Raw genomic sequence first — 20,275 nt, 5'->3', positions numbered from 1 at the left:
TATTTCTATCTTTATTGTTCTGCCGAAACCACGTCTAGCTTCGCGGTTGATTTTTGTTTAGACAACACAAAATAAACCACACACTGGGCAACAATGGCGGCAAGCACAATCACTGGCGAGGCGTTGATTCCAGCTAAAAGGAAACACCCTAATGCAATCATTCCATTGAGTAATGCGTAAGGTAACTGAGTTCGGAAGTGCTCATACTGCTCACACCCAGCTCCTGTTGACGACAAAATCGTCGTTTCAGAGATTGGCGAGCAGTGATCGCCAAACAGGCCACCAGATAACACGGCACCAATACAAACTAACAAAGGAGCATCAATCGCGACGGCCGTTGGGATCACCAATGGCATCATGATGGCGAATGTCCCCCAAGATGATCCCGTAGCGAACGAGATAATACCTGCAAGCAAAAAGGCGACTGCTGGCAATAGCCAATACGGGAAACCGGCTTGAGCTTGTTCAGCAATGTATGCAGCTGCACCTAATTCTTTCCCAACCGAGCTAAGTGCCCAAGCCAATACCAAAATCACGGCTACAGACATCATGTTCGACATCCCTTTTAGGTAAACCTGAATGCCATCAGAGAGTTTTCTTACGCCATAAAACGCCATCAGCGCAATTAAAGTAAAGGCTGCGAAGAAATATGCCGAAGAAAGTGCAGCCCTAAACGTTGAGCCCGCCACTTTTTGAAAAGGAAAACCGTGTGGTACGAGGATGGTACATAGGACCACCAGCATAACGAGCAAAGGCGCCCAGACAAAACTGGATTTTGCATTTTTATGCGTAAATACATTCATCGATTCCTGAACTTTTCCAAAGTCGGAACCTTGTTCAGCTAACCGTTCGGCCTTCGCCATCGGGCCGAAGTCCAACTTGAAGAAAGAGACAATCGGTACAATCGCAATCGCTAGAAAGGCGTAAAACTGGTACGGAATGGCACCAATGAAAGCATCCCAATCACTCATCGTGACATTTAGAGCCGTAAACTCCTTTTGAATCAAACCCATGATGTAAACGCCCCACCCGATAAAAGGGATCAAGATTGCGACGGGAGAGGATGTGGAATCGATAATAAAAGCTAATTTTTGGCGTGATACTTTTAACTTATCAAATAAAGGGCGAAAAACAGGGCCAACAATCAGTGGTGTACCAAGGTCTGAGAAGAAAATAACAACACCACCGAACCATGCGGACAGTTGAGCTTGGCACTTACTCGCCACCCATTGAGTGACCTTTTTAGCAAACGCCACACCACCGCCAGATTTCTCCATCAAGGCAACAAAGCCACCAATAAAGACCAAGAGCAAAATGACGCCCGCATTGTAGCTGTCAGTTAATTGCGGCAGTAGATAGCTTTTCATCAATGCACTAAACGAGTCTAGTGGCCCTTTTTCGACAAATGTCCCTTCAAGCATAGCGACACCACTCACCACACCGGCGAATAAACCAACAACGACATTTCTTGTGGTCAGCGCGAGGAAAAGAGTAATAAGGATGGGAATGAGAGAGGTAACGTCAGCCTGTTCCATAGCAATACCATTTATAATATTCAAACAATTAAAATGAATATATATTTAATTTTACCGCATGTATATATCTCCTGTAAAAAATTGAGTCCCCTATTCACAAATTTGAAGCACAAAAAAACCAGCCCGGAGGCTGGTTCTTATAAACTCAACAGTCTAGAGGAAAATTATTCCCACTCGAACATCAACGAGAAGAAAATGCATCTATATAACAGCTAGTTAGAAAGGTACTTTATCTCAATACCATCATCTATACCATGCGCAGAATTTTTTTAATTTTTTGCTGATTGTCGACGTATTTCATAACATTCCAAACTTATACCATAGTAGCTTGTTCCGTAGGTCCTAACTACTCACAACCAATGAAGCGAGACTTAGCAGCGTAATTAATGAAGCTGATGAATAAAGCGTATTGATATTCCCATGTTCTAAAACTCCTGCTTCTAATACGGCGCCGACACCAACAGCAGCATTGAAGATGGCAAACGCCAGCCAGCATCAGTCCGGCTAACAATAGCCGATGGGGAAATGGCTGCTCATCATGACTGAAATCAAAGCGGCAGCGCGCCAAGCCATGCATACAAAGTAACAACTAACCCTGTCGAGCCCACACTCTGCCGCATGTCCTGTACAATTGCAGATCACATACTTATTGGTGCTAACTCAGTAGCAACAAACGTAAGTGATACAATATCAAGGCAGCTAGAAAACTTTTACTCGATGAGTGAAATCCTGATCTTAGAGCCTCGTCATCAGCAATCCATTCCTCGAATGGTAAAGAAAAAGCCAAGTCGATATCCTAGAAAAACAATGCCGCTCACCTTAAGTGAACGGCATTCGAGCCGGAGCTCTCTTTATTGTTGGGTTGGTTACATCCGTTTAACGACCGTGATTAATCTTCTTGTCGTAGAACTTTTGCCAATAAAGATAACGCCGCTGCTAACAATACAATGTCTTTTAGGAGGAATTGACCCGGCACGACAGAAATTGCTGGGAAGCCACCTAAACTTGCTTCGCTGATTGGTGCGGTAAACAGAAAGCTTGTGGTAACGGCGAAGATGACCGTTGCACTAGCAGCACCGACAAGTGCAAACGCACGGTGCACTGGTGCGAGCAACAAAGCAATCGCAGTTACCACTTCCACCAAACCAATGAGGTTAGAAGCACCTTGCAAGCTGAAGATACTGTATAACCAACTGGTCAGTGGGCTCGATGCCACAAGACCTTGGATTGCATTGGCTTCGTAACTGGTAAACTTCATTGCCCCAATCCATGCTAGGACGATGATGATAGAAAAACGTACCGCTTGGTCAGCAATGTTGGTCAGTGATCGAGTGCCTGCTACTCGGTGATTGGCTGTGCTATTGATAGTTGTCATGGTCTTTCTCCTTAATCAATTCTCTGTGTTATTTGGCGGTATGCGTGACGCCTTGGCGCTCTAAGATCTGTTCAAAATCACCACTTCTGATGCTGGCGACTAAATCATCGTTTCCGCCAACGTGGTGGTTGCCGACAAAAATCTGCGGAACAGTTCGTCGTTGGCTACGGCTCTTCATCTCGTTGAGTCGCGTTGGGTTATCACTGACTTCGATTTCTCGATACGCTAAACCTAAACGCTTTAAAGTGTGTTTTGCGGCTTTGCAATGAGGGCAGTAGTGTTTGGTATAAATTTCGATTTTTGCCATGGTCTTTCTCCGCTTGTTGTCTGTAGGGTTAATTTAGCTGTTGCGGTGAATACCATCTATGCGTGATAATCTTGATTTAATACATAGATCGTCTAGTTAAGGATGAAGCTAAATATGGAAGTGATGAGCGATATGCTGCGCGCGATTCGTGTCGTCGGCAGCGTCTATTTTTGCAGTCAGGTGGAAGCGCCGTGGAGTAAAACCTTTAACGACCTAGACCACGCCAGTTTTCATTTGATTCGACGTGGTGGTTGCTGGGCGATTATTGACGGTCAAGTAGAACGATTGGAAGCGGGAGATTTGATCTTCTTAGGACCGGGACAAGACCATGTATTGTCGAGTCAATCTCCGGATAAAGACAAGCCTGACCTAGAAGAACCAACACTGTTACTTTGTGGCTCTTTTAGCTATACGCGTACAGTGACGACGCCATTATTGGAGATCTTTCCTCGGGTGACGATCGTTCGCGATAAAGACTTGGCACACTACCCTTGGTTGCGAAGTACCTTTGACCAGTTGAGTTCAGAGTACCTATCTCAAGGACCCGGTTCGGAACTTATCGTCAATAAGCTGACCGAAATCATCTTGGTCGAACTGATCCGAATTAACTTTGGTCGAGAGCAAAAAAGCCCGTTTTTAGAAGCGCTGAACGACAAACGTATTTCTCGCGCTCTGCAACTGTTGCATGACCATCCTGACAAGAGTTGGACGTTGGAGTTGGTTGCAGGCGAGATTGGCATGTCGCGCGCCGCGTTTGCTAGCCGCTTTTCCGCTTTGGTTGGACAACCGATGTTTGAATACTTAACTAATCTCAGGATGGGAAGGGCACAGGAACTATTGCGTGAATCGTTGTTGTCGATTGATGACGTGGCTGAGCAAGTTGGCTATGAATCGGAGCGCGCTTTTACGCTCACCTTTAAAAAGCACACAGGCACAACCCCCAAGCGCTTTAGAGCGCAGCAATAACTTCGTGATGCTTGATGTTTAGACATTAGAAAGAGAGCTGAAGATCTAACTCCGAGCAGTTTAGATAATCAATTTTAGATCAATTGAACCATCCTAACAATATAAAAAGTCCGATAAACACTGTTTATCGGACTTTTTATACGCATCTCGCAAGCACTCGACATTATCAACAACTGGAAACCAAATACTGTAGATACTCTGCGGACCTCATTTCCATTTCTTTGATTGAAGAAACCTACCAACTAAATGATAGAGTCACATTACGAGAGAGGGAACTCACTCTTAAATCAATGGCAGATATTGTAAATATGCTCGAGATTGTAGATCGAGAAGTTAAGGCATGCGTTGCCCCTAGTGCCTTAATACAAAGAAGGAAAACGTTAGGGGGTGACGCAGCTATAGCCTTGTTCGAGTGCATTAAAAACACTAGTTCAATCAAAGTCAGCTACCAAACTAGCATGGGCTCACACTGCTAGGTATCGATGGTGAGCTATGGCGTACAGAATATTCACAAGAGAATGCCAAGGCCTTTTCTAATCCGACTAATCATGGTGGCGAAGAAAACAGTACCCACAAGTTCGAATGGTACGCCAAATAGATCTCAGCAGTCATTTCATACCAGTGGTTCCCAGCGACAAGCAGGAGTTTATTCCTCTTCCAGAATAACAATAGACACGATACCCGTTGCTCTGGTAAAGGCCAGAGCAACGCTTTTTTGCATCTAGGGCAAACCTTCAGCCGAAATGCCAACCAGTGCTAGACATGACCGGCCAGTACTGGTCACTCCCACTCGAATATCAATGAGAATAAAATATACCTATATAACAGCTAGTTAGAAATGTGGTCATTATCGATACCATCATCTATACCATGCGCAGAATTTTTTTGATTTTTTGCGGCTCGTCGACGTTTTAGTTCGGCTTTGGCCCAGGCTGAGGATTCTTGCATATCACGACGAAGCTCTTGTATCTCTTCAACACTAAGCCGTCGCGGACCCGAGGTAATTCTATCCATCTTGTGCCTCCAACTTATAGCAGTACACTTTAAATGCATCAAGACATGAGTTACCAGTAAGAAACCTTGGGGATATTTTTAGATTGTTTTTCATACACATCTTGAAAACCATCAATACTGCCCAAAGATTGTACAACGAGGAATAACCTCGTTAAATAAAAGGATCAAATCATGGGTTTGAAACCAGGGCCAAAACCAATAGCCAAGTCGACCGGCAAACCAGATCAACGTAGACGTGACAACAAAAAAACTCCAGGAAACACTCCGGGCTTAAAGCCGAGCAAATCCTCGACCAAGTAACGCCCCAATATCGAGTCAGAGTAAGCGGTACTGACTCTTGTTGCTAAAAACCAAAACACACTTTTGCCCCAAACAGTGTTAAGTCAGTTAATGATCATTAAAGCGGTTTCTATTAGTTTCCCTCAATTTATCGAATAACAACCAATACCAAGGACAAGTTTTGTCCCAATAGTATCCTTATGTGTCCTTTAAGCCACTTTTGAGCGTCTATCCTATTGCATAAAATGACTCCATTACAGCACAGCACAGCACAGCACAGCACAGCACAGCACAGCACAGCAATACTGGAGCACAATTATGAAAATCACACAAATTCGAAATGCAACACAAATCATCGATTATGCAGGTAAAACATTTCTTATTGACCCAATGTTAGCGCCAAAAGGCACTTACCCTGGATTTGAAGGAACAGCAAATTCACACTTACGCAATCCAACAGTTGAATTGCCTTTGCCTATTGAAAGCATCATCAATGTGGACGCAGTTTTGCTAACTCATACTCACCCAGACCACTGGGATGAAACAGCAGTAAATGTGATACCTAAAGATAAATTGATTTTTGTACAACACGAAGGTGATGAAGCTATTCTTCTATCACAAGGTTTTACCAACGTTAAAATTTTCTCTGAAGAGACTGAATATCACGGTATTTCATTTACACGTACAGTCTGCCAGCATGGCCCAGAAGCTGCTTTCCAGCATGAACAAATGGCAGAAATTTTGGGTGAAGTGACGGGCGTTATCTTCTCTCATGCCGATGAAGAAAAATTGTACGTGGTTGGTGATACGATTTGGATCCCAAGTGTAGAAGAAACCATGAAAAAAGAACAACCTGGTGTCGTTATTCTCAATACTGGCTGGGCGCATGTACTGGGCTTTGGACCTATTATCATGGGTAAAGAAGATGTACTAAAAACACACCAAGTACTTCCTAAAGCAAAAATCGTTGCGACTCATATGGGCGCAGTTAACCATGTATTGGTAACGACTCAAGAAATGCGCGAATACGCAGTTGCAAATATGATTAGCGATTTTGTGTTTGTTCCAGAAGATGGTGAAACAGTAACACTTTAGTTTGATGTTAGGAGTATGCTGGTAATGACATCTGAGACAAATATTGAGCTAGTGAAGTCTTTCTACAGGGCTATAGAGGGCAATGATTATGATGCAGTAGCTTCAATGTGCCATGAGCAATTCACTTTCTACTCACAAGTAGATACACCATTAGATATCAACGGTTTCCTTACTCAGGAAAAGGGAAATATGGACGGTTTTCCTGGCTTTGTTTTCCGTATACATGACATCTTCGCTCATGATGATAAAGTAGCTTGTTATATGATATTTGAAGGCGTTCATTCGGCACCTATGCATAATTTGAAGCCAACAGGGAAGAAGGTTCGATTTTCATTGATGATGCAGCTAAAGATTAAAGACGGCAAAATCATCGAAAAACGAGCGCACTTCAATGAGGTTGATATTATGAAGCAACTACAGAGTTAGAGTTGATAACGGCACAGAGTGATTCATTGACATTGCTCTGTGCATTTTACTTTGGAAACGAACTATGTATCTCAATGAAAACCATAAAATTCCTTCCGTTGCTGTTGTTGTTTTCAATCGCTTTAGCCCGTTTCATATTTCTGTCCCTAGCATTGTGTTTGGAAGAGATACCCTTAATGAAGCTTTTTTCGAGCTTAAATTTGTCGCTGGAGAGGAAGGACCGATTTTATCTGATATCGGTATGGAAATTCATACCGAGGCGCAGCTTGATTTCCTAGAGTATTGCGACATCATCGTTGTACCTTATTGGAGAACAATTGACGAGCGCCCTAATGAAAAGTTGCTCAATGCTCTTTGTCGTGCTCATGCCCGAGGCGCATTGGTTGTCGGTTTATGTCTTGGTGGTTATGTTCTCGCTTATGCTGGCTTATTAGCGGGGAAACGAGCTGCGACACATTGGGAATTAGAACAGGATTTTAGTCAACGCTTTCCAGAAGTTTCGCTCGATACGAATGCCTTATATGTTGAAGATAGCGGGGTGATAACCTCAGCAGGTACTGCCGCAGGTATCGATTGCTGTCTGTATGTTTTCCGAAAATACTACAGCAGTACGATTGCGAACCGAGTAGCAAGAAGAATGGTTGTGCCTCCATACAGAGATGGTGGGCAAGCTCAGTTTATCGATCAACCTATACCTGTGACGACATCTGATTCACGTATCAATGCATTAATGGACAATATCAGGCGTGATATCAATCAAAAATATTCACTGGATGAGCTAGCAGATTCAGTGATGATGTCCCGCCGAACTTTTACGAGAAAATTTAATAGAGCTACAGGTATGTCATTTGGAGAATGGCTGACGGCTGAGCGACTAAACTTGGCTCAGGATCTACTTGAATCTACAGATTTGTCTATTGAACAGATTGTTGCAAAAACAGGGTTTAGCTCAGTTCTCATTTTCAGAGATAAATTTAAAGAGCGTTATGAGGTAACCCCTAACCGATGGAGGAAAACGTTCCACCAACAGCCTTAGACAAATATTCAGCGTTCCAACTAAGGTTTGCCATACATTTCCTCATGTCAATTCCGATTATTAGGGAGGTTAGCGTAGCTCATTAATGTCCAGAGATGTGCTGACGGATCATGTAACACAAAAATGCCCCAAAACCATTTAGATCTTATGCCCATTACACCTTCTGAAAATTGTACATGCCCCAGTTTTTATAATGAGTCAGAAATAGAAGGACATTGAATGTGAAAGGCTGCTAGCTAGACACATATAGTCATCACGCTATCGAGTCGCGACGGCATTGTCCTGGTGTTACGCCAAATCTTTTCTTGAAAATCTTGCATAGATAGCTGATGTCCCGAACGCCCACTTCATCTCCAAGTTGGGCAAGGTCATGATTAGAATGCTTCAATCGCCAGTAAACATGTTGTAAACGTAACTCTTGCCAATAATGACGCGCTGAGATGCTGAGCTTTTGCTGAAATAAGCGGTCTAATTGTCGTCGACTAATCCCGATGAGCACAGCAACCTGTTCTACGCTTATTCTCTGTTCTAAGTTTTCTTGCATCAAAGAAATCGCTCTGTCCATATGACGATTCCCGTATAGTCTTTGCTCTGACGACTTCAGGCGGTGTTGCATACTGCGATTTTCATCAACCAGCATATCCGCTAGCCCTTTTTCTGCCTTCGTTTGCCCGACATGCTTTTGCAAAATTGCCACCGCAAGGTCTATAGTGGCACTTCCGCCAGTGCAACTGATTAGCTTTTTATCAAAATGATAAAGCTGTTCATCTCTTACGATCACTTTAGGGTAGGTTGCTTTGAACTCACTATGATGCCGCCAATGAACCACAGTTTGATGACGGTTAAGTAGCCCTAACTCAGCTAAAGTAAAGCAAGCGTTATCAATGCTGACGATTGGTATTCCATTGGCAACGACATTTCGAACAAAAGAGCGGTAATAAGCGGCTTGCTGCTGAGATTCAGATGCAGTGCGGCTACCAAAGAAAACCACATAGTCAAAATCCGCAGGTTTAACGTCACTAAAATCGATATCTACTCTAATGGGGATCCCACTACTAGAAATGACTAATCCTTTGTTGTGCGACAAAACTTTCCATGAGCAATATCGTTGTTGACTGTGATCCGCTTCATCTGCCGAGAATCGGAGCTTATCTAAGAAGCCACCAAACGGAAGCATGTTGAAGTTATTTAGAGGTATCAATAAAAATCGGACACCATTATTTTCATTCATTTGTATTGAACCTTTGTCTAAATATTCATGTTTTACGTCCAGAATATACCATAGATAAATTGAGAACTGAGAGATACTAATCTCCCTTGAGTTCTCAATTTGCTGGTTGGTTATGACGTTTGAAATTTGGTGTGTCTTTGCTTTGTCTGCACTGGGTCTTGCTTGTGTTCCCGGTCCTAACTCGCTTTTAGCTCTTAGCCACGGTGCACGATATGGCTATAAGAAGACAATTTGGACAATATGCGGTGGCGTGAGTGGCTTTTTCATCTTGATTACGGTAGCTATGCTGGGGTTAGGTACCATCCTAGAAGCAAAACCTGAGTTGATGATTGGTCTTCAATGGTTGGGGGCTTTATATCTTGCATGGCTGGGTTTCAAACTGTTCTTCGCGTCTGCAATTAGTATTGAGCAAACAACAACTGTAGTGTCTGTTTTGCCTAAAGAACTATTTAAGCAAGGTTATTTCGCTGCTTTGTCTAACCCGAAAGTCTTACTATTTTTCACTGCTTTTTTAGCTCAGTTTATTAACCCCGACGAGGGGTTTATCCCCCAATTTCTGGTGATAACATTCAGCTTTCTTTGTATTGAATTCGCCGTAGAGTATATCGTGGCCAGATTGGCTGATAAGGTTAAAACAGTGCTTTTAGCCAATGGGCGAATTTTCAATCAATGTTGTGGTACAGTTTTTTTGCTGTTAGCTGCGGTAGCTGTTGTAAAAAGCCTAGTCTAACTGAATAACTAAGCTGTTCTTTGGGACCTTAATATTGGGGGGAATGCGCTTACTTAAATCGTAACACCTTTGCCTGCTTCTCTTTCTGTCTGACTATACTTCCCACTAACAGGTATATTAGGCAATGACCATATCAGGCTGTGGCAGCAGTACTTTGCCCAAATTCATATTATCCGAAGTTGATGACTTCGAGCATTAGCTCCAACACATTTATGTCCGTGCGACCTGAAGTCGTATGAAGCGTTGTTCACCACGATAAGAGTGAACCATCTGTATCACCAGATGACCCTAGGATCCTGAATAAAGCAGCGGATCCGACAATGTAACGAAACTCGGTTGTTAGACCGAGTGGGAACTGAATCGTGAGAGGACGTTCTTCCTGATAACCACAAATCGGGTAAGTGCTAGGGTGTCAGTATGATGAACGTAAGTGAATCCACGCAAGGCGCGTTATATGATGAAGCAGCGGAAGTGGTTAATACGCTGTGGCCAAAATGGCAATGAGAGTCGGAAAGAAGTTGGACAGTACTCTTTCGTGATCGATGTACTCTCCGCACTATAGTGGGCATCTAAGCTGATATTTTGCGCGACATACGGAACAGGGTAAGCCTGTATATCTCCCATTGGGAAAGCAGTCTGCGAAGATTGCCGATAGGTGTGCAGGTAAAGGAGGTTAGAAAAAGCAAAGGCCGCTTTGTAATGAAGTGGATACAGGTTTATATCTGGCGCGAAAGCGAGCTGACTTCTAACTGGTCTCCCGTTGCAAGATGATTTGAAGAACTTTATTCAAGGAGAAACGCAAATGGTGGCTTCATCAGAAGTTAGTGCCTCTCCTAATGGCACTCAATGGCAATCCATCGATTGGAAAGCTGTCGAGTCGCACGTGTTAAAGCTTCAAATGCGCATTGCAAAAGCAACTCGAGAGGGAAAACACAGTAAAGCGAAGGCTTTGCAGTGGATCTTAACCCACTCCAGATCAGCGAAATTACTTGCTGTGAAGCGGGTGTCCCAAAACAAAGGCAGTAACACTCCAGGAATCGATGGTGTCATTTGGAATACGGATGCCCGTCGAATGACCGCAGTGGACCAATTGAATCGCAAAGGCTACCGAGCTAAACCGCTCAGACGTATCTACATCCCGAAAAAGAATGGCAAACTTAGACCCCTCGGCATTCCATGCATGATAGACCGAGCGCAACAAGCGCTTTATCTGCTCGCTTTGGAACCGATATCGGAAACGATAGCAGATCCAAATAGCTACGGTTTTCGCCCTAATCGCAGTACGGCTGACGCAATAGCACAATGCTTCAAATGCTTGTGTCTTAAGCGCTCAGGTCGCTGGGTTTTGGAGGGGGATATTAAAGCTTGCTTTGACAAGATTGGGCATGAATGGCTACTTGAACATGTTCAAATAGACAAAAGGATGCTGAAGCAGTGGTTAGGCTCTGGCTATATCGATAAGGGCTTGTTCTACCGAACGTCGGAGGGAACTCCGCAAGGAGGAATTATCTCTCCAACGCTTATGTTACTGACGCTTGCGGGCCTAGAAAAGCTCGTGAAAGAAGTCGCTAAGAAATCGGGAGAACGAGTTAACTTTATCGGTTATGCGGATGATTTTGTGATAACAGGCTCGTCAAAAGATGTTCTTGTTAACGAAGTCAAACCAAGGGTGATTGATTTTCTAAAAGAAAGAGGGTTGACACTCTCTGAAGAGAAAACACACATTACTCATATAGATGATGGCTTTGATTTTCTGGGCTTTAACCTCAGGAAGTACAAAGGCAAACTACTCATCAAACCGAGTAAGAGCAACGTTCTCTCTTTCTTGGGTAACTTGCGTGAACTCATCAAGAAGCACGCAACAATGCCAGTCAATGATCTCATTAGATTACTGAACCCTAAGCTGAAAGGTTGGGCGAACTATTATCGCCACTGCGTTGCAAAGCGCACTTTCGGTTACCTCGGTCATCAAATTTTCTGGTTACTGTGGCGATGGGCGGTTAGACGTCATCCCACTAAACCAAAAGACTGGGTAAGGCGAAAATACTACATGAACAGAAGTGGTGGATGGCAATTTCACGGTTGGCAGAAAATCGCCAATATGGACTGTCACTACAACCTAATTCAAATAGCGAAAACGCCGATCAAAAGGCATGTGAAAATTAGAAGTGCAGCAACCCCATTCGATCCGCTTTACCAAGATTACTTGGCAAAGAGGAAGCCGAAAAAGGAAAGTCGTCACTCTTGGTTTGACCCTGCCTTAACTGCTATCTAGGTTGCTGGGTAACGTAATACGCCTTAGCGGAGGCTTGAGCCGTATGCAGTGAAAGTTGCACGTACGGTTCTTAGGAGGGCGGCATCTGGTAACAGGTGTCGCCTATCCGACAAAAACGAGTTACAGCTTCACCATAATCGGTTTGATGTATGTGAAAATGCGAGCCGGTGCACCATCACCGGCCCGACTGCTTTCTAACTACTTGCGTCGGCCAAACGGCCAGCGTCTCATGCTGTCGATTTGATCAACCGTTTTCGTCACGTCCTTGTAGGCACGCCCGGCCAGCTTGTTTTGGAATACTTCCATTTTATCGGCAATGGTTGTCATCTTAGGGCTGTGTCCAGTGCTGTGTAGCCACTGTCCTAAAAAATAGAAGGCCAGCATCACAATGAACATCACTGCGAAGAAACCAAATACCTCCGCAAGGTTTTGAGGTGGAAAGTTAAACTCCATAATCAGTAATCCTTATCTAGTTCGGCCGAACGGCCTTTATTGACAAAGCTAGCAACCTCTTCATTGCGTTCCTGGGCATACGAAACGTAGTCCTCAACGTCGAAGGTGTGCTTTTCCGGGTCACGCTCTTGCCACTCAGCGTGTGCTTGGCGAGCTTCTTCCTGGTCATCACTGGATAGGTCATCAAAGCCGCTGGTTTGATTCGTCCAGCCAGTAACGACACCGCCTAAGTTGTCGTTGTCAAATGCAGGAGAAGCGCCGTCAGTCACCCTCCTTATCATCTTCCTCGTCCCCTTTCATGTTGTTTCGTACTGAGCTGGCTAAACGACCTCCAGCGGTTTGGCTTATACGCTCCCCGGCCATATCTCCCACTCCCTTAATCAAATTAGCGCCAGTATCCGCTGCAACGCGGCCCGCTTTTGCAACACTATCCTTAAAGCCGCCAGAGGATTCGCCATTACTAGAAGATTGGTCGGAAGCTTGGGAGAAGGAGCCAGCCTCGTCAGAGTCACCGCTACCGCTAAATGCACTGCTAAGGCTCGACATAACGTCAGTATTGTTCGCTACGTTCTCACCTGCTTTTGTAAATGCAGCCTGAATAGCAGACGCACCGCCGGCGGTAGCCATTGCTGCACCAGCAGCCATACCACCAGTGGCAACAGTCGCTCCGGCCACCGCCCCAGCACTTATGCTGCCAGCACCCGCCGCCGCGCCACCTCCGGGAACTAGGCTAGCAACCACATTGGGAACAGAGTGAATAAGCATTACGAGAACCAGTGAAACGACAAAGATCACCAGCAGTTCACGCATAGGAGCATCATTGGATAGCTCAGCATAAAAACCGTCCATTATCGACATGGCGATGCCAATGAGCAAAGTCATTGTCATCAACTTCAAAGCGACACCCAATACGCTTTTGAAGTAGTTGATTGCTATATCTGAAGTCCAACGCGAACCACCAAACCCCAGCACGAAAACACCGGCATATATCAATATCCAAGCAGTTACCAAGGCCAACAACACATTAGCCGCCACAACCGCCATACATGCCAAAATTGCTAGCGTGATTAAGAAAAGAGACAAGTTATCTATAGGGCTTGTGATGCTGTAATACTCACCTGCTTTAACAATAATGTCGAAAGCAATGCTGATAGGCTCTGAGGGGGTTAGGTCTCTCGGAAGGCCACCGGCTTGAGCACCGATCGTTCTCAACGAGTCGATGATTGACGTCGCAAAGTCTGGGCCGTTTCTGAGTAACCAGAGGAAAAAACCAAACGTCAGGATAAAGCGCATAAACTCGGCAAAGAACTCCCTTATATCCGCTTGTTTAAGGATCAAAGTACCGCCAGTCCAAACAAGAGATATAGTACCCAGCGTCCAAAACAGCCACACGGCATGGTTTGTAATTACCGTGCTCCAAGTAGCACTAGCGGTCATGAAGCGCACGGCTACCTCATCCAAGACACCATTAGGCTCAATGGCCGCCGACGCAGTTTGCGAGGTCAGTAACACAGCTAGTAGCATCACAAGTCGAATGAATATCTTACTCATAATTAGAACCCCTTATTCTTGGAGCGTTCCGTGCGTTCGCCCATATCCCAAAGACAGTTCCCTTCTTCCCTCAGATCTTTCGTCAGGTTCGGGTTATTACAGTTGATCGTTGTAGGCTTTGGCCCTCCATCCTCACCACACCCTACCAGAACGAAAGATGCCAACACGCTGACGATAAAAACTCGAATGATATTCTGCATGATTAGAACCCCCTATTTTTTGAACGGTCGGTAGGCTCTCCCATATCAAATAACCTTTCACGGGACGCTTGATATTGAGCTTCGCGGTCGGCTTCCGCCTGCATTCGAGAACCAACAGCATTCTGCTGAGCAATTAACAAACTACGGATTTGAAGGAGTTGGTTGACCTGGTTACTAGCGAGCTGGTTGGCATAGCCAATAGCAGCTAACTGACCATCTGCTCCCTGAGCTGCTGACTGTAATCGGTGCAGCTGACGAGCGTCAGCCTACAAGTTTTTATGCTGTAGCTTCAAGCCTTCAAAGAGAGCATCGTTGGCTGTTTTCTGGGATTCGGACGCCAAGCGACGGTTTTCTTCCATCTTCGCTTGTTCTGCAGGCGTACAACCTCCAGATCCATTGAAGCAAGGTGAACTGCGGTAGTAGGCCACATCCTGGAATTTGCTTAGGTAAGCATCAAGGCTACCAAGCTGGTTTTGATAATAAGCAAGCGTATTGGTGGCATGAGTTAAATCATCAATCGTCGATTGTGCCTGGTCCCAAATATAAGCCACTGGGGCCATAGTGTTTTGCAGCTGGTTTTCATACTGCTGCAACTGAGTTTGGTACTGTTGGATCTGTTTGGCTGTTTGAGTGACAGACTCCATTGCTGACATAATATTTTGTGTCAGGTTCGTTCCATCAACAACCGGAATCCCAGCTACTACCGGTATGGGAGAGATAAATGCTAATGAAATAGCGGCCGTAGTTATTTTAGCCGCTAAAATACGTACGTTGTTCATAATTGAGTGCCCTTAGTATTGTCGTGACTAAGTTGCACCCACCAACCTGTATCGGCCCAAAATCTATAGATATGAGCCTTTACCCCTACTGAAAATCAGCGGTGAATGTGGACCTCTACAAAGATAGGTTGTCACTTTCTATCCTGGCGTCCGACCTGCGCGACACCTGAAAAACGCGCGGCCTCAGATCTTTGAAACATAGGTGTCATTCCCCTTAAAGCTGGTTAGGAGTTCCAAGGGTTAAAGTCGATAATTAGAGACCTCGTAGAGCAGGATACCGTTGAGCCCGAAGGTGCGAATAAGTAGTGAGTGAAATAGGAACCATCAACTTGTTGGTGGGCCTACTTCACCTATCCTGCCCGCACTTCGGCCCTGTTTTCACCACTAAAACACCTGCATTGGTCCTTGCAATTATCTGTAATGTTCTGCTTAAACTTGCAGAACAATAACTATCCTTTAAAAACAAAGAATTAAAGCAAAAAAACGGCGTATTTATAGTCATAAAATAGCGTTTAACTCGATTATTTTTCTCCAGTCACTAAATAGAAAGCTCAAATTTCCTATCCCCCTCCTTGTTTAAGCAAGTGACCGCCCCCCAAATGTCAATGAAAATTGAGATCGACACAACCAAATCACCACACCTCCTTTAATTTCAATTAGTTAAATAGAGGCAAAGACTGCTTACCCCCTTTCATTGACACTTTCAGCCAATCCACATGTTAGAATATTTTAAGTATTATCTCCCTTCGGTCGGTTTGTACTCCAAGAAAGAAGAGCTCTTTAGAATCTCGCGCCTTCACCTCTTGGCGTTAAACCAACGGCCTATGGCCGTTCGATAAAGCCATAGGGCTTTATCACTTGAAGGTGTAAAGCCCGTATAAAACGGGCGGTTACACCGCCTGAATATCCTGAGATATACTGAATATCCTGACCAAGAGACAAAAAATCGGGCCTCTGTGAGTCATAAACGGGCCGCTGCGAGGACCTTCCGGGCCGCTGTGAGGTGCTATCGGGCCGCTGCGAGTCGTTTAACCCGATTTTCGGCATTGATCTCTATGCCGATGCAACGCAACTTATCTATATCTTCTTTTATCCTCGTCCGGTGATTGCTCATAGTCTTACTGCTTACTTGATCACCGCTCACTGCCTTGATAAGCGTGTCTAGATGCCAACCTCCGGCGGGATCGCACTTATGTGTGAGTACAAAGCGAGCAACAGCTTGGCTAATCCCATATTGCAACCTAGCAATAAGTGTTGGCTCATAATAAAGAAACAAGTCCTGTTCCAGCAGCATTACCAAAGCTACTCCTAACCGGACACGCCACAGATTCCGCTGGCCTCCAGTCAGCGGGTTATGTCGAGTCATAGAAGACGGAACAACATGGTCAACTAAACCGCCAATGATACGCTCTCCCGTCAACTCCAGCTTCGGAGTAACAATTTCAACAGTAGCGGCTCGCAATTCACAAACTAGTTTTTTTAGTCGGTTATCACTGTATTGATGCTCGGACAAAATTCGACGCAACTTTGCTGGATCAACCAGCAGCTCGACACCGCCGTCTGAAATATCGCGTCGACGCTCAGCCAAGTACAGCATGGACTCAACAATATCCGCATGGCGCTGCCCTAACCTACCTGTAACCCGACAGCGACCAAATCGGGTTTCCATCCATTCACCCTTACGCTGTAATGGCTTTCGGCTAGGCTGATAGATCATAACTCGAGCCTGTAACACCGTGCTGGTAGGTGCAACCTTGTTACCAGTTGTCATCAACATTCCCTACCACAGTTTTATGCTTTATCGCTGGCTGCCTTTTTCTCCGTTCCAGAACAGCAGGTTTAAGTACACCGCCATCATGTCGTCTAAACCAACACTCAGAAAATTGGTCACCGTAATTAGCTTTACTCACCCCAAAACGGACAAAATATTTTCTCTGGATGCTCTCAACACCCAATTTTTCTGCTTCAGCGGGAGTCATACTTGCGAGATAGGCTTGCCAGCGGATATTGTCGACTAACACTGACGATCCTCGGCTGGCTTGCTGATGGTCTCCAGCCCCCATCATCACCGCTCCTTTGTTGGAATGATGTAGAAACACAATGGAGCAATCCGTTTCAGCGGCAATAGTCTCCATTCGCCCGATTACCTGTGCCATAGGTCCACTGGCATTCTCTTCTTCAATATGGAAGCGACGCAAAGTATCCAGAATCAAGAGTCGCCTCCCCTCAGCAACCTGCCTGATGCCTTCGAACCATTCTGAAGTCATTATGTCAGGACACCTACCAATTAATGGCTCAATAAGCAGACTTTGGGCTACCATTTGTTTTTGTGTGGGAGAGAGGTATGTTCCCAAAACGTGTAATCTATGATGAATAGCAGTAGTCGGGTCCTCGGCAGGCAAATAGGCCACTGAGCCATTAGCCAAATCACCTATGCCCAGCAAATCCGGCCCTCCCGCTATCTGTGCTGCCAATTGAAGGGCCAGCATTGATTTACCTACGCCGCCAGGAGAAACAATGGATCCTACGGTTCCCGCTGCCATATTGGGCAGCACGTAATCAATCGGTGGAGGCAGTTCATTAAATGCAGACATCAGATCAAGTCCCATATTTTTAGCCTCCTATAAAATACCCAGGTCTCTTAGCCTGAATTCGAGATCTTCTACGTTCTTCAATCCATTTCTCAACTTCAGCTAAATCCCAGGCTACATTTCTACTTGTGAGAACAATACGGCGTGGAAATTCACCCCGTTTCTCCAAGTTGTAAATAGTCCGGTCTGAGAGTGGAATCATTTCCAGAAGTGCTTTCCTATTAATTAGTGTTTTATGTGCCAGTGTTTGCATTTATTTGCCTCCTAATACCAGAAGAGACTTTAATAATAACAACAAAATTAAATTTTAAAACATAAAATAAACACCAATAAATTAAAAACAAAAATATCATTTACGATAATCACGATATATCGAAATTAAATAACCAATATATCGAAAATAAAGAAACAAATTAAAAAACAGTAATCATAAGTATTTATTGAAAATGAATTTTAGCGGCTAAAATCAAACCTAAAACTATTCCATTTGAAGTTCACATCATTAACCAAATTCACATTTTAAGTTAAGAGGTAACTCTTATGGAAAAGTTATCAAAAAATTTAGCGGCTAAAATTTTTATAAGGCAGCCTCAGCGGTGGTTACAAGGATGGAGTCAGTATCTTTAGAAGTAATCCAGTGATTTTAAGCTAGTACATCTCATGCCGACTCAACACATATCTCTTTACATTTGATAATTAAATGTTCGTTAAAACGGTATAGAGAAAAGTAGCTGGTTTATTCCATCGCTAGTAGCTCAACTTTGACTAACAATTAAATATACATTCAGTTCTAATGATATATTAGGAATCTTAACGGCCATCTTTTAAAATCACAAAAATTTTGAATCACCTTCCTTTTAAAAGGACATAAACACACAATGTATTTGTATCCTTTTTATCAGTGGAATATTAGAATCGATTTTTATTTAAATAAGAAAATTCTTAACTCGAAAAGTAAAAACTCAGAATACCTCAATACTTCATAACCTAAGAAATGGTGGAAATTTTGGTAATAATACTTAACCGTAGCTAAGAGCTTTAAACTGTTCTGCCATATAAGTTACGTTAAAAATGGTTTAATACTCAACATAACTCAAATTAGGCCCAACCAGAACTAGCGATATAAAACCCTTTACATCCCACTACTAACATAAAATTTAAAAATTATTATCTACAAAGACGCAATAAAATAGAAAACAATTAAAAATTTTGACCGGTCCACTCATCTATCATATCAGCCCAGTCCTGTAGCATTGATGCTCTTTGTTCTCAATACTCAGCTTTGTTGTAAACAGCCCTGACCCCTTTCTGTTCATGCGCCAGGCATTTCTCTATCCAGTCTGTATTGTATCCGGCTTCATGTAGCAAAGTACTCGCTGTTCGACGCAGGTCATGCGGACCGAACTTACTCAGTGACTGGCCCTCCTTCTGAGCGGCCTTATGTGTCAAATCCATTACTCGGTTCATCGTCGCACTACTCATTGGAGCATCAGAGTCATAACGGGAAGGAAGAATGTACTCAGAACCACCGGCAAATGTCTTCAAAGCGATTAGAATGTCCATAACCTGGTGTGACAAAAATACCAGGTGCGGGTTACGTCGTTTCATCCTTTCTTTAGGAATCGTCCACAATGCTTCGCTAAAGTTAATTTCGGCCCAGGTTGCATTGGTTAACTCGCTTTTGCGTACCATAGTCAGCAACAGCAGCTTTACCGCAGCACGAATCGAAGGCGTCGTTCCTACTTTTTCCATGTAGCGGTACATCAAACCGATCTCAGCCGGTGTTAATGTTCGGTCTCTTGGTTCAAATCGAGCGATACTCGCGGGCCTCACCAAGTCTGCCGGGTTATCAACTTTCTGCCCTCTCTCAATCGCCCATCGATACACCTGGAGTACAATGTCACGCGTATGCACAGCTGTTGCCGGAGCTCCCCGCTCTACTATCGCGTCAGTCAGTGCTCGTAGATCTTCATGAGTGATTTCTGTGAGCTTCTGATTGCCAAATTTTCCCTCTAACTCTCGGGCATAGACTGAACGACGCATATCCCGGGTAGAGTCGGCCATCTGATAGCCACGAAGCCATTTCTGAGCCCAGATACCAAAGGTTTCAGCATCTTTCGTTCTCGCCTTAGCACGGGCTTTCTCTTTGGCAGGAGATTTTCCATCAGTAACCATTCGCTTCGCTTCATTGAGACGCTCACGTGCTTCAGCTAACGTGATACCTCCTACTCCGTAGCGACCAAAGGTAATGGTTTCTTGCCTTCCATTGATCGAGTAGTTGTAGCGAAAAGAGATAGAGCCTGCGGTAGTGACAGCAACATAGAGGCCATCACGGTCATTGACTTTGTAAAGTTTATCTTTGGGTTTGAGATTGCGTAGCTTTGTATCAGTCAGCATGTTTCGACCTATTATTCTTGTTTGATACCATGCTG

The 20,275-nt window shown here is 44.3% G+C and carries 16 protein-coding genes and 3 pseudogenes; 7 read left to right on the top strand and 12 right to left on the bottom strand.

Annotated features, from left to right (window positions below; translation table 11 throughout):
* Window positions 1-11: 11 nt before the first annotated feature.
* On the bottom strand, window positions 12-1,535 hold the full coding sequence (locus tag ACZ5ZC_RS10985; protein ID WP_085343028.1) for a Na+/H+ antiporter NhaC family protein: 1,524 nt from the start codon (window positions 1,533-1,535) through the stop codon (window positions 12-14).
* A gap of 687 nt (window positions 1,536-2,222) precedes the next feature.
* Here ACZ5ZC_RS10985 and ACZ5ZC_RS10980 point away from each other — a divergent pair.
* Window positions 2,223-2,362 (top strand): annotated as a pseudogene (locus ACZ5ZC_RS10980) (IS4 family transposase); the annotation flags it as partial.
* 62 nt (window positions 2,363-2,424) lie between these two features.
* Here the strand turns inward: ACZ5ZC_RS10980 and ACZ5ZC_RS10975 are convergent.
* Window positions 2,425-2,910 (bottom strand): YkgB family protein, encoded by a 486-nt coding sequence (locus ACZ5ZC_RS10975; RefSeq protein ID WP_464931918.1) that lies wholly within the window; start codon window positions 2,908-2,910, stop codon window positions 2,425-2,427.
* Window positions 2,911-2,938: 28 nt separating this feature from the next.
* Window positions 2,939-3,217 carry a glutaredoxin 3 gene (gene grxC, locus ACZ5ZC_RS10970; protein WP_464931917.1) on the bottom strand — a complete coding sequence of 93 codons (279 nt, stop codon included), beginning with the start codon at window positions 3,215-3,217 and terminating at the stop codon, window positions 2,939-2,941.
* A 114-nt stretch (window positions 3,218-3,331) separates the two neighbouring features.
* Here grxC and ACZ5ZC_RS10965 point away from each other — a divergent pair, with 114 nt between their 5' ends.
* The 4 genes from ACZ5ZC_RS10965 (at window position 3,332) to ACZ5ZC_RS10950 (ending at window position 8,033) form a co-directional block, all read left to right on the top strand.
* On the top strand, window positions 3,332-4,183 hold the full coding sequence (locus ACZ5ZC_RS10965) for an AraC family transcriptional regulator (RefSeq protein WP_464931916.1): 852 nt from the start codon (window positions 3,332-3,334) through the stop codon (window positions 4,181-4,183).
* Between the two features lie 1,611 nt (window positions 4,184-5,794).
* The gene (locus tag ACZ5ZC_RS10960; protein WP_029843842.1) at window positions 5,795-6,571 is read left to right on the top strand and encodes an MBL fold metallo-hydrolase; all 777 of its coding nucleotides are present in this window, start codon (window positions 5,795-5,797) and stop codon (window positions 6,569-6,571) included.
* Window positions 6,572-6,595: 24 nt separating this feature from the next.
* The gene (locus ACZ5ZC_RS10955; RefSeq protein ID WP_054867876.1) at window positions 6,596-6,997 is read left to right on the top strand and encodes an ester cyclase; all 402 of its coding nucleotides are present in this window, start codon (window positions 6,596-6,598) and stop codon (window positions 6,995-6,997) included.
* A gap of 64 nt (window positions 6,998-7,061) precedes the next feature.
* Window positions 7,062-8,033, top strand: a complete 972-nt coding sequence (locus ACZ5ZC_RS10950; protein ID WP_047009328.1) for a GlxA family transcriptional regulator — start codon at window positions 7,062-7,064, stop codon at window positions 8,031-8,033.
* A gap of 253 nt (window positions 8,034-8,286) precedes the next feature.
* On the opposite strand, the gene ACZ5ZC_RS10945 is transcribed toward ACZ5ZC_RS10950, so the two are convergent.
* Complete coding sequence (locus tag ACZ5ZC_RS10945) at window positions 8,287-9,264, bottom strand: GlxA family transcriptional regulator (protein ID WP_464931915.1); 978 nt, start codon at window positions 9,262-9,264, stop codon at window positions 8,287-8,289.
* Between the two features lie 112 nt (window positions 9,265-9,376).
* Between ACZ5ZC_RS10945 and ACZ5ZC_RS10940 the strand changes: the two genes are divergently transcribed.
* A complete protein-coding gene (locus tag ACZ5ZC_RS10940; RefSeq protein ID WP_118121022.1) occupies window positions 9,377-9,994 on the top strand; it encodes a LysE family translocator in 618 nt (205 codons plus the stop codon).
* 802 nt (window positions 9,995-10,796) lie between these two features.
* Window positions 10,797-12,269 (top strand): group II intron reverse transcriptase/maturase, encoded by a 1,473-nt coding sequence (gene ltrA, locus ACZ5ZC_RS10935; RefSeq protein ID WP_031820039.1) that lies wholly within the window; start codon window positions 10,797-10,799, stop codon window positions 12,267-12,269.
* Between the two features lie 198 nt (window positions 12,270-12,467).
* Here the strand turns inward: ltrA and ACZ5ZC_RS10930 are convergent, their stop codons facing one another.
* The 8 genes and pseudogenes from ACZ5ZC_RS10930 to ACZ5ZC_RS10895 form a co-directional block, all read right to left on the bottom strand.
* Window positions 12,468-12,722, bottom strand: a complete 255-nt coding sequence (locus tag ACZ5ZC_RS10930; RefSeq protein ID WP_054868187.1) for a hypothetical protein — start codon at window positions 12,720-12,722, stop codon at window positions 12,468-12,470.
* A 2-nt stretch (window positions 12,723-12,724) separates the two neighbouring features.
* Window positions 12,725-13,003, bottom strand: a complete 279-nt coding sequence (locus tag ACZ5ZC_RS10925; protein WP_054868186.1) for a hypothetical protein — start codon at window positions 13,001-13,003, stop codon at window positions 12,725-12,727.
* Window positions 12,984-14,273, bottom strand: coding sequence for a P-type conjugative transfer protein TrbL (trbL, locus tag ACZ5ZC_RS10920; protein ID WP_250156011.1), 1,290 nt, complete (start codon window positions 14,271-14,273; stop codon window positions 12,984-12,986). The genes ACZ5ZC_RS10925 and trbL overlap by 20 nt, the downstream gene beginning before the upstream one ends.
* Before the next feature lie 202 nt (window positions 14,274-14,475).
* Window positions 14,476-15,252 (bottom strand): annotated as a pseudogene (gene trbJ / locus ACZ5ZC_RS10915) (P-type conjugative transfer protein TrbJ).
* Window positions 15,253-16,258: 1,006 nt separating this feature from the next.
* Complete coding sequence (locus ACZ5ZC_RS10910) at window positions 16,259-17,023, bottom strand: hypothetical protein (protein ID WP_017056219.1); 765 nt, start codon at window positions 17,021-17,023, stop codon at window positions 16,259-16,261.
* Window positions 17,010-17,861 carry a helicase RepA family protein gene (locus tag ACZ5ZC_RS10905; protein ID WP_213916390.1) on the bottom strand — a complete coding sequence of 284 codons (852 nt, stop codon included), beginning with the start codon at window positions 17,859-17,861 and terminating at the stop codon, window positions 17,010-17,012. Before ACZ5ZC_RS10905 ends, ACZ5ZC_RS10910 begins: the two co-directional genes overlap by 14 nt.
* A gap of 4 nt (window positions 17,862-17,865) precedes the next feature.
* Window positions 17,866-18,096, bottom strand: coding sequence for a helix-turn-helix transcriptional regulator (locus tag ACZ5ZC_RS10900; protein WP_025594422.1), 231 nt, complete (start codon window positions 18,094-18,096; stop codon window positions 17,866-17,868).
* Between the two features lie 1,019 nt (window positions 18,097-19,115).
* Window positions 19,116-20,240, bottom strand: a pseudogene (locus ACZ5ZC_RS10895) (tyrosine-type recombinase/integrase); the annotation flags it as partial.
* Window positions 20,241-20,275: the final 35 nt, after the last annotated feature.

It is taken from the genome of Vibrio sp. JCM 18905 (assembly GCF_055393305.1).
The sequence above is the reverse complement of the archived record's forward strand: the minus strand, read 5'-3'. Positions and strand labels throughout refer to the sequence as shown.

What these genes read in the sequence shown, in the direction of transcription:
- ACZ5ZC_RS10985 (WP_085343028.1), bottom strand. Translation starts at nt 1,535, where the DNA reads ATGGAACAGGCTGACGTTACCTCTCTCATTCCCATCCTTATTACTCTT.
- ACZ5ZC_RS10975 (WP_464931918.1), bottom strand. Translation starts at nt 2,910, where the DNA reads ATGACAACTATCAATAGCACAGCCAATCACCGAGTAGCAGGCACTCGA.
- grxC (WP_464931917.1), bottom strand. Translation starts at nt 3,217, where the DNA reads ATGGCAAAAATCGAAATTTATACCAAACACTACTGCCCTCATTGCAAA.
- ACZ5ZC_RS10965 (WP_464931916.1), top strand. Translation starts at nt 3,332, where the DNA reads ATGGAAGTGATGAGCGATATGCTGCGCGCGATTCGTGTCGTCGGCAGC.
- ACZ5ZC_RS10960 (WP_029843842.1), top strand. Translation starts at nt 5,795, where the DNA reads ATGAAAATCACACAAATTCGAAATGCAACACAAATCATCGATTATGCA.
- ACZ5ZC_RS10955 (WP_054867876.1), top strand. Translation starts at nt 6,596, where the DNA reads ATGACATCTGAGACAAATATTGAGCTAGTGAAGTCTTTCTACAGGGCT.
- ACZ5ZC_RS10950 (WP_047009328.1), top strand. Translation starts at nt 7,062, where the DNA reads ATGTATCTCAATGAAAACCATAAAATTCCTTCCGTTGCTGTTGTTGTT.
- ACZ5ZC_RS10945 (WP_464931915.1), bottom strand. Translation starts at nt 9,264, where the DNA reads ATGAATGAAAATAATGGTGTCCGATTTTTATTGATACCTCTAAATAAC.
- ACZ5ZC_RS10940 (WP_118121022.1), top strand. Translation starts at nt 9,377, where the DNA reads ATGACGTTTGAAATTTGGTGTGTCTTTGCTTTGTCTGCACTGGGTCTT.
- ltrA (WP_031820039.1), top strand. Translation starts at nt 10,797, where the DNA reads ATGGTGGCTTCATCAGAAGTTAGTGCCTCTCCTAATGGCACTCAATGG.
- ACZ5ZC_RS10930 (WP_054868187.1), bottom strand. Translation starts at nt 12,722, where the DNA reads ATGGAGTTTAACTTTCCACCTCAAAACCTTGCGGAGGTATTTGGTTTC.
- ACZ5ZC_RS10925 (WP_054868186.1), bottom strand. Translation starts at nt 13,003, where the DNA reads ATGATAAGGAGGGTGACTGACGGCGCTTCTCCTGCATTTGACAACGAC.
- trbL (WP_250156011.1), bottom strand. Translation starts at nt 14,273, where the DNA reads ATGAGTAAGATATTCATTCGACTTGTGATGCTACTAGCTGTGTTACTG.
- ACZ5ZC_RS10910 (WP_017056219.1), bottom strand. Translation starts at nt 17,023, where the DNA reads ATGACAACTGGTAACAAGGTTGCACCTACCAGCACGGTGTTACAGGCT.
- ACZ5ZC_RS10905 (WP_213916390.1), bottom strand. Translation starts at nt 17,861, where the DNA reads ATGGGACTTGATCTGATGTCTGCATTTAATGAACTGCCTCCACCGATT.
- ACZ5ZC_RS10900 (WP_025594422.1), bottom strand. Translation starts at nt 18,096, where the DNA reads ATGCAAACACTGGCACATAAAACACTAATTAATAGGAAAGCACTTCTG.